This window comes from Microcystis sp. M079S1 (genome assembly GCF_020246425.1).
GTDB classification, from domain to species: Bacteria; Cyanobacteriota; Cyanobacteriia; order Cyanobacteriales; family Microcystaceae; genus Microcystis; species Microcystis aeruginosa.
The window spans coordinates 1-7,113 of the sequence record NZ_JADBSZ010000212.1 but is presented as its reverse complement, the minus strand read 5'-3'; the positions used below and the strand labels follow the sequence as shown (position 1 = coordinate 7,113).

The window sequence follows — 7,113 nt, the reverse complement described above, 5'->3', positions numbered from 1 at the left end:
TTTTCTCTTTCTCGCTCCATACCCCTTTTAATGCTATACATTCTCATTAACCCTTTTAACCTTTGAATTAATTTTAGTTATTATGTACTACTTTAATAGCTTTTTTGATCTGTGACAGTTGAGGGTGCGGAATGTGGGATGGATCAGAAAAAATATCTACCTACTCGATCAGCCGCTAATTTTGGAAAGTTTTTGATCATTGCTATTTTATTAATCGGAATTGGCCTACGATTTTTCAATTTAGAGCAAAAAGTCTATAGTGCCGATGAAGTGCGAAGAATTATGCGTTCCTCAGGATATACAAGTCAACAAGTGCGAGAGCAAGCTTTTATAGGAGATATTATTGAAGTTGAAGAGTTGCAGCGTTTCCAATATCCGCATCTTGAAACATCTCTGAATGATACAATGCAGGCCTTAATGGGTAATCCTGAGCATCCCCCACTCTATAATTTGTTGAACCGCTTTTGGATGCAGGCATTTCCTTGGACAAATTCAGCTAGAACTTTCTCGATTTTCTTAAGCATCCTAGCCATTCCCTCCCTTTATTGGTTGTGCGTAGAATTGTTTGATTCTTCCTTAACCGGCTGGATAGCAATCGCTTTATTCGCTGTTTCTCCCTTTCAGATACTTTCGGCACAAAACGCTACCCAATATAGTTTCTGGACGCTGACAATTCTTTTATCAGGAATTGCTCTTTTACGAGCAAACCGTAAAAATACGGCGCAGAGTTGGCTATGGTACAGCTTGAGTCTCTCCCTAACTTTTTATGCTCATTTATTCTCCTATTCCCTAGCCATCGCCCAAGCTTTATATGTGATTATTCTGGAAAGGTTTAAAATTACCAAAACATTGATTAATTACGTCTTGGCAGGATTGGGTAGTATAGTTTTATTTAGCCCTTGGCTATTCGTGATTTTTACCAACCTAGACAAAATTGAGCGCAATACCCAATACTATCGACAGTTTAAGACTAATATCATCGAAATATCTCAAACCTTATTTCGTCATACTGGTCATGTATTTGTGGATTTCTTTCACCGCCAAGGCAGATTAGAATCGGCTTTTCATCTATTAATTTTATTATTAGCGATCTATTCTCTTTACCATCTCATCCGATACACTTCGCCGAAAGTTTGGTTATTCCTAATAACTTTGATTGTTGTTCCTACACTGTTTCAAATTGTACCTGATTTATTAAAACCATCGATCCGCTCCCTACAAGCCAGATATTATCTACCGGTTTTTCTGGGAATACAGATTGCTATATCGTACCTGATTGCCAGTTATATCGGATCAAAGTCCCCAAAAAATTGGCTGCACTATTTAGGACAACAAATCTTGCTAATTTTCCTGCTACTAGGTATAATATCCGGTGTATTTCTCGGGTTAACTCCTGATGGGGCTTTAGATGATCAACGAGGTACAGCCAGTGGAGCTAATCTAGAAATCGCCCCTGTTTTAAACTCCATGACCAAGCCGATAGTTATCAGCGATAATACCCCTAGTTTCTTTTTGGCATTATCCTATTTAGTTAACGATCAAGTTAAGTTTCAATTATTTCAGGATGGCGATGTGGAATCCTGGCGGCAAAAACTCAATCTCAAGGAATTAGCCCAAAACTACAGTAACATCGTCGTGGCACATCCCGAAGAAGATTTTGTTAACTTTTTAAATGAGCAGTACCCAATTCGTACAGAAAAATTAGCAGGGGCGCTAATAGAAATTAAACTCCAATAGCAGAGAAAAACTGTCTAACTTTGACCACAACAGCGATCGATTCCTAAACTATCTAAAATTAAATCACTGACGGCGTTAGCGATGGCAAATTCACTGTAAAAACTTTCGCGGAAATCAAAAGCTTGCATCTCGGTAACGATCGCAATCACCAAGTTACCGAGATCGTTTTCCCCTTCCAAACGCTGACGCAGAAAAATTTGACTAGCACGTTCAGCGATAGTTTCATTAATAGCTTCGGGAATAAATTCTGCATCTAACCAACGATGCAAAGCGGTGCGCAGCCAAGTTTGTTCCTGTTGGGGATTTTCGATCGGTGGTAAAGTAATGGGCGGAATTGGTGGGGGATGATCAGGCATAATTAGAGAATGATCAGGCTACGAGACTGAATTCTTGGGGGGAGTCGTGGATACCGCCTCTATTATACAAGGATACGCACGCGGTTACTTTCTCATGGCCGATGAGGGAGGGCGATTGGATTGGTATTCTAGTAAAAATCGCGCTCTTATCCCTCTCGATCGGCGTTTTAGGTATCCCCAGTCCCTAAAACGAGTTTTGAATCAAAATCGCTTTACCGTGGCTATTAACCGCGATTTTGCTGGGGTTTGTGCCGGTTGCGCCGATCGCTCGCTGACTTGGATTTCCCCGGAGTTAATCCAAATCTATCAGCAATTACACCAGGCCGGTTGGGCTTACAGTTTCGAGACTTGGCAAGGGGATCAATTAGCGGGAGGGATTTTAGGTTTGGCCATTGGCGGGGTTTTTATCGGGGAATCGATGTTCTATAAAATTCCCGATGGTTCTAAGGTAGCCATGGTCAAGTTAGTCGAACACCTCAGAGAACGGGATTTCTGTCTATTTGATGCCCAAATGCAAAATCCCCATCTGGCTAGATTTGGGGCCTATACTATCTCCGAAAAAGAATATCATCCCCTACTTGAAGGAGCTCTGTTGAAGCATTGCCATTTTGTTTAAGTAGGGTTGGCTGAATAATGGTAAAACCCTTTTAAAATAAGGCTTTTGACCTGTTAAAATCCGATGTTCATGCTGCGAAAATCGGATTGGGACCATCAAAAACCTTGCATTATACTTAATGTAGTACATGAGTTGGTACAAAAAAAGAGAGGGCAACAAAGCCTGAAACTCCCGACTCCTGACTCCTGACTCCTGACTCCTAACCCCACCAACAAACTTTTTCAGCAAACCCTAAGTAGGGCTTGCTGAATAAATCTAAAAACCTTGTTGGATAAGAATTTTAGACTTTTTTCCCATCAAAAAGTGCCAGACCTTGGGGTGATCGGGGGGAAATTTAGGCACTTTTTCCCTGAAAATTAGGTAATTGACCCCCTGAAAATCGCTAAAACCCTACACCCTACACCCTGCACCCCACACCCTGCCCCCACGAAAAACTTTTTCAGCAAACCCTAAGTATTGTTTCCGATTGTGGCAGTCATCTTAATAGTGAGGTAAGCTAAACGGCTTTTACTTCGGATCACCGATATAGACTCCAAAAGGGTTATAGCTATTGGATCATGCAGGTTAAGCGCCGTTTAGCTTACTAATTTTTCGTTTTGGGTGGCCAGTCGTCACGATTCGGTCGTCAATAGCAAATTAGGTTATACTTCATCTTTAAGAAAAAAGCTGTAAGAATCGACCTCGCAAATGTCTTGACCATGGAACCCGATTCGAGGTATTCTATCAGGGTAGATCAGACAGTAATGAAATTCAGATTTAAATTGGCCATGTTAAACCAGTTAAGAATTCTAATTGTTGATGATAATGAAGTAGATCGGATCGCCGTGCGCCGATTCTTAAGAACATCGGAGATGGCGATAGAAATAACAGAAGCCGCTGACTATGAAGATGCTAAAGAACAGATGTCCAATAATCTTTTCGACTGTATGTTTATCGATTATCTTCTACCCGATCGAGATGGTTTGACTTTGGTGCGGGAAATTCGGCAGCAGGGAGTTAAAATACCCCTAATTGTCTTAACCGGTCACGGAGACGAAGGAATTGCCGTAGATATGATGAAAGCCGGTGCTTCCGATTATATGAGTAAATTTCGTCTTTCTGCCTCGCGCTTAAATCAAGCGATGCGAAACGCCCTACGCATCTATGAAGCGGAACAAGAAGTGACGATTGCCAAACAAGAAAAAGAGCAATTGGCTAGACAAAAAGAAGATTTTGTTTCGAGGATGACCCACGATTTGCGAACTCCCTTAGTGTCTGTCAATCACATATTAGAACTATTTCAAGAAGGTTTATACGGTGAGATTACTCCCGAAATGAGTCGAGTCATTCATGTGATTATTCGCAGTAATAAAAATCTCTTGGAAATGGTTAATAATCTTTTGGAAGTTTATTGTTATGAAAACGGCGAAAAGATACTTAATTTTACTAAATTAAAGATTATCGATATTCTCGAAGAAGTCTGTCAGGAGTTAACTCCCCTTGCCCGAGAAAAAGGACTAGAATTAAGCTTAAATGCCGAAAATGCTGGGGAAATTTTCCTAACTGGCGATCGCTTGGAACTGCGGCGCGTTTTTACCAATCTCATCGGCAATGCGATTAAATTTACCCAAAAGGGTGATGTGAAAATTCATCTCATCCCCGCCACAGAGGAAGATACTTTTGTCACCATTGTCGTCGAGGATACTGGTATAGGCATTTCAGCAGAAGAACTACCCTGGATTTTCGAGCGCCTGTACTCCGGTTCCCCAGACAGTTCCAACAATGGGTTAGGACTTTATCTCTCCCGTCGCATTATCGATGCTCATGGGGGAACTATTGCCGTCACCTCAGAATTAGAACGGGGTAGTAGCGTTTCTGTCCGTTTACCTGTCTAGAAAGATCGATAATAGAAAAAATACTTTCTGCCGATCGGTCACTGTTAATGGCTTCTAATTGGGATATCCTGTTAATACAAGCGGCGCGTCAGGGCAATCTCGCGCGGGTTCAAGCTTTACTGAGTCAGGGGGCAAATGTCAACGCCACCGATGTGCAAAATACTACGGCTTTAATCTATGCCGTGCAGGGGGGTCATAGGGAAATTGTGGCGATTTTGCGAGAATTTGGGGCTGATATCAACAAAAGTAAACAACCTCAAGGTTTAACCCCTCTCATGTTAGCGGCCGCCCTCAATCACAGTCAAATCCTTGCTCAATTAATCGCCGCCGGTGCCAATGTCAATCAGGTTAATCAAGATGGTACACCAGCACTAATGATCGCCGTTTATAAGGGTCATACAGCGATCGCAGAACAGTTATTAACCGCCGGCGCTCGGGTCAATATGCGCGATCAGGATGGAGATACGGCTTTATCTGTAGCGATCAAACAAAATTACGCCGCAATTGTCGGTTTATTGCTCGATAGTGGTGTAGATGACGAAATACGTCAAGAAGCTTGGTTACAGGCTCTCACCGCTAATTGCCCAGAAATCCTCGAATTGTTTATTACCCGTGGTATGCCCCTCGATTCTCCCACTTTATCCCGGGAAACTCCCCTAATTTTGGCTGTAGAGAGGGGAAATCTCGGCAGCGTACAAACTTTACTGCAAGCGGGAGCAAATCCGAATATCAGCACGGAGGAGGGAGAAACTGCCCTGATGCTCGCCGCTGCTGAGGGATATTTCGATATTGTCCGACTTTTACTCGCTCAGGCGGCCAGTGTTGACAATCAAAATCAGGCCGGAGAAACGGCCCTGCATTTAGCCACGATCGAAGGACATTTAGAGATCGTTCAGGCCCTACTACAAGCCGGTGCTTTTGTCAATCACCGCAACCATTTTGGGGATACACCCTTGCTCATCGCCACGGTGCAGGGATACGAAGCGATCGTTTTAGAATTGTTAAAACAGGGAGCGGAGCCTAACCTAACTCAGCAAGGAGAAACACCATTAACTTTGGCTCTACAGCGCCAATTTACGGAAATCTGCCGTTATCTCCTCGACTACGGGGCCAATGCCAACGCCGTTTATCCCGATGGCAAAACCGTCCTTATGAAAGCTTGTGAGGGCAATAATAGTCAATTGGTGCGCTGGTTAATCGATATCGGCGCTGATGTCAATAAACTCGATTTTAGCGGTGCTTCCCCGTTAATGTGGGCCAGTTATCACGGTTGTCTCGACACGGTTAAAGTTTTGTTAGACGGGGGAAAGGTGAACTTAAATCAGAAAAATCAAGGGGGAATGACTGCTTTAATGTTAGCTAAATTTAATCACCATCAGGCGATCGTTTCTTTATTACAACAAGCAGGAGCGATCGAGTAGAAGTGCAAGTTTAGCGATCAGCGATCGCTATTTCCTCTCAATTCTGCGTTACCATGACCACGGTGATATTATCAGAACCGCCAGCTTTTTTGGCCGCTGCCACTAAATTCTCGACAATTTCCTGACAATCGGCACCGGTTTGCAAATAATCGCTAATTTCCTCGTCGGACACTTCTTCTGTCAAACCATCACTACAGAGAATTAAACTATCGCCAGATTGCACATCGAGGGGAGACACCGTCACTGGGGGCAAATCGCGACGACCAAGGCATTGAAATAAAACGTGCCGCCAAGGGTGGTTTTTCGCTTCTTCTTCGGACATATCGCCCATTTTTATCGCCCTAGCTATCCAAGTATGATCTTCCGTCACCTGTTCTAATTTTTGCTCACGAAAGCGATAGAGACGGGAATCACCAATATGGGTGTACCAAGAGCCATCATCTCGGAAGATAGCCAGGACTAGGGTTGTCCCCATGTCCTGTCTTTCGGGATTTTTCAGTTGATCTTCAATAATCTTCTCGTTAGCGACGGTAATTGCCTCCTGTAGCAATTCTCCAGCAGTCAGGGGCGAATTCCAGTGTTCTTCTAGATGAGCTTGGATAGTTTCAGTGGCGATTTGACTAGCTTCCTGGCCTCCCGCATGACCTCCCATACCATCAGCAACGATAAAAAAGCGCTGCTCGGGGTCGATATAATAACTGTCCTGATTAACCGATCGCACTACACCTGGATCAGTCATTCCTCCAAAAGAAAGATTGTTCATCGAAATTTCTGCTGCTAACACAATATTTATCGAAAATTTGGGTTTAAAACCCCGTCGTGAAACGACGGCTTTTCTTGATCTTTAATATAACACTTAAGAACTTCCGGTGGCGCACCTCTCAGTTATCAGTTATCAGTGGGTAAGTTATCAGTTATCAGATGTGAGTTATCAGGGTTCTTCGTTACTTGGTATGGTTCGATAGGGGAGCATAAATCGACTAAATCCTTATCTGGCAAAAGACTTAATTGATTAGTTCGCTCTAGAGCAAAAACAATTGACAAAAATCGCTAAATGCCTTTCTATATAAGGGTTACATCCCTTATAACCCCCGTCCATTGCATAACAC

General features: G+C 43.0%; 6 protein-coding genes. 4 read left to right on the top strand and 2 right to left on the bottom strand.

Annotated features, from left to right (window positions below; all coding sequences use genetic code 11):
* Nucleotides 1-138 precede the first annotated feature (138 nt).
* Nucleotides 139-1,737, top strand: a complete 1,599-nt coding sequence (locus tag IM456_RS14280; protein WP_287694626.1) for a glycosyltransferase family 39 protein — start codon at nucleotides 139-141, stop codon at nucleotides 1,735-1,737.
* A 14-nt stretch (nucleotides 1,738-1,751) separates the two neighbouring features.
* Here IM456_RS14280 and IM456_RS14275 read toward each other — a convergent pair whose 3' ends face one another.
* Complete coding sequence (locus IM456_RS14275; protein WP_004160341.1) at nucleotides 1,752-2,093, bottom strand: DUF8822 family protein; 342 nt, start codon at nucleotides 2,091-2,093, stop codon at nucleotides 1,752-1,754.
* 34 nt (nucleotides 2,094-2,127) lie between these two features.
* Here IM456_RS14275 and aat point away from each other — a divergent pair, with 34 nt between their 5' ends.
* The 3 genes from aat (at nucleotide 2,128) to IM456_RS14260 (ending at nucleotide 6,004) form a co-directional block, all read left to right on the top strand.
* The gene (aat, locus tag IM456_RS14270; protein WP_149985772.1) at nucleotides 2,128-2,709 is read left to right on the top strand and encodes a leucyl/phenylalanyl-tRNA--protein transferase; all 582 of its coding nucleotides are present in this window, start codon (nucleotides 2,128-2,130) and stop codon (nucleotides 2,707-2,709) included.
* Between the two features lie 767 nt (nucleotides 2,710-3,476).
* Entirely contained in the window at nucleotides 3,477-4,583 is a 1,107-nt protein-coding gene (locus IM456_RS14265) for a hybrid sensor histidine kinase/response regulator (RefSeq protein WP_149985793.1), read from the top strand.
* A 20-nt stretch (nucleotides 4,584-4,603) separates the two neighbouring features.
* Nucleotides 4,604-6,004, top strand: coding sequence for an ankyrin repeat domain-containing protein (locus IM456_RS14260; protein ID WP_502845911.1), 1,401 nt, complete (start codon nucleotides 4,604-4,606; stop codon nucleotides 6,002-6,004).
* Between the two features lie 37 nt (nucleotides 6,005-6,041).
* Here the strand turns inward: IM456_RS14260 and IM456_RS14255 are convergent, their stop codons facing one another.
* Entirely contained in the window at nucleotides 6,042-6,767 is a 726-nt protein-coding gene (locus IM456_RS14255) for a Stp1/IreP family PP2C-type Ser/Thr phosphatase (RefSeq protein ID WP_287693010.1), read from the bottom strand.
* Between the last annotated feature and the right edge of the window lie 346 nt (nucleotides 6,768-7,113).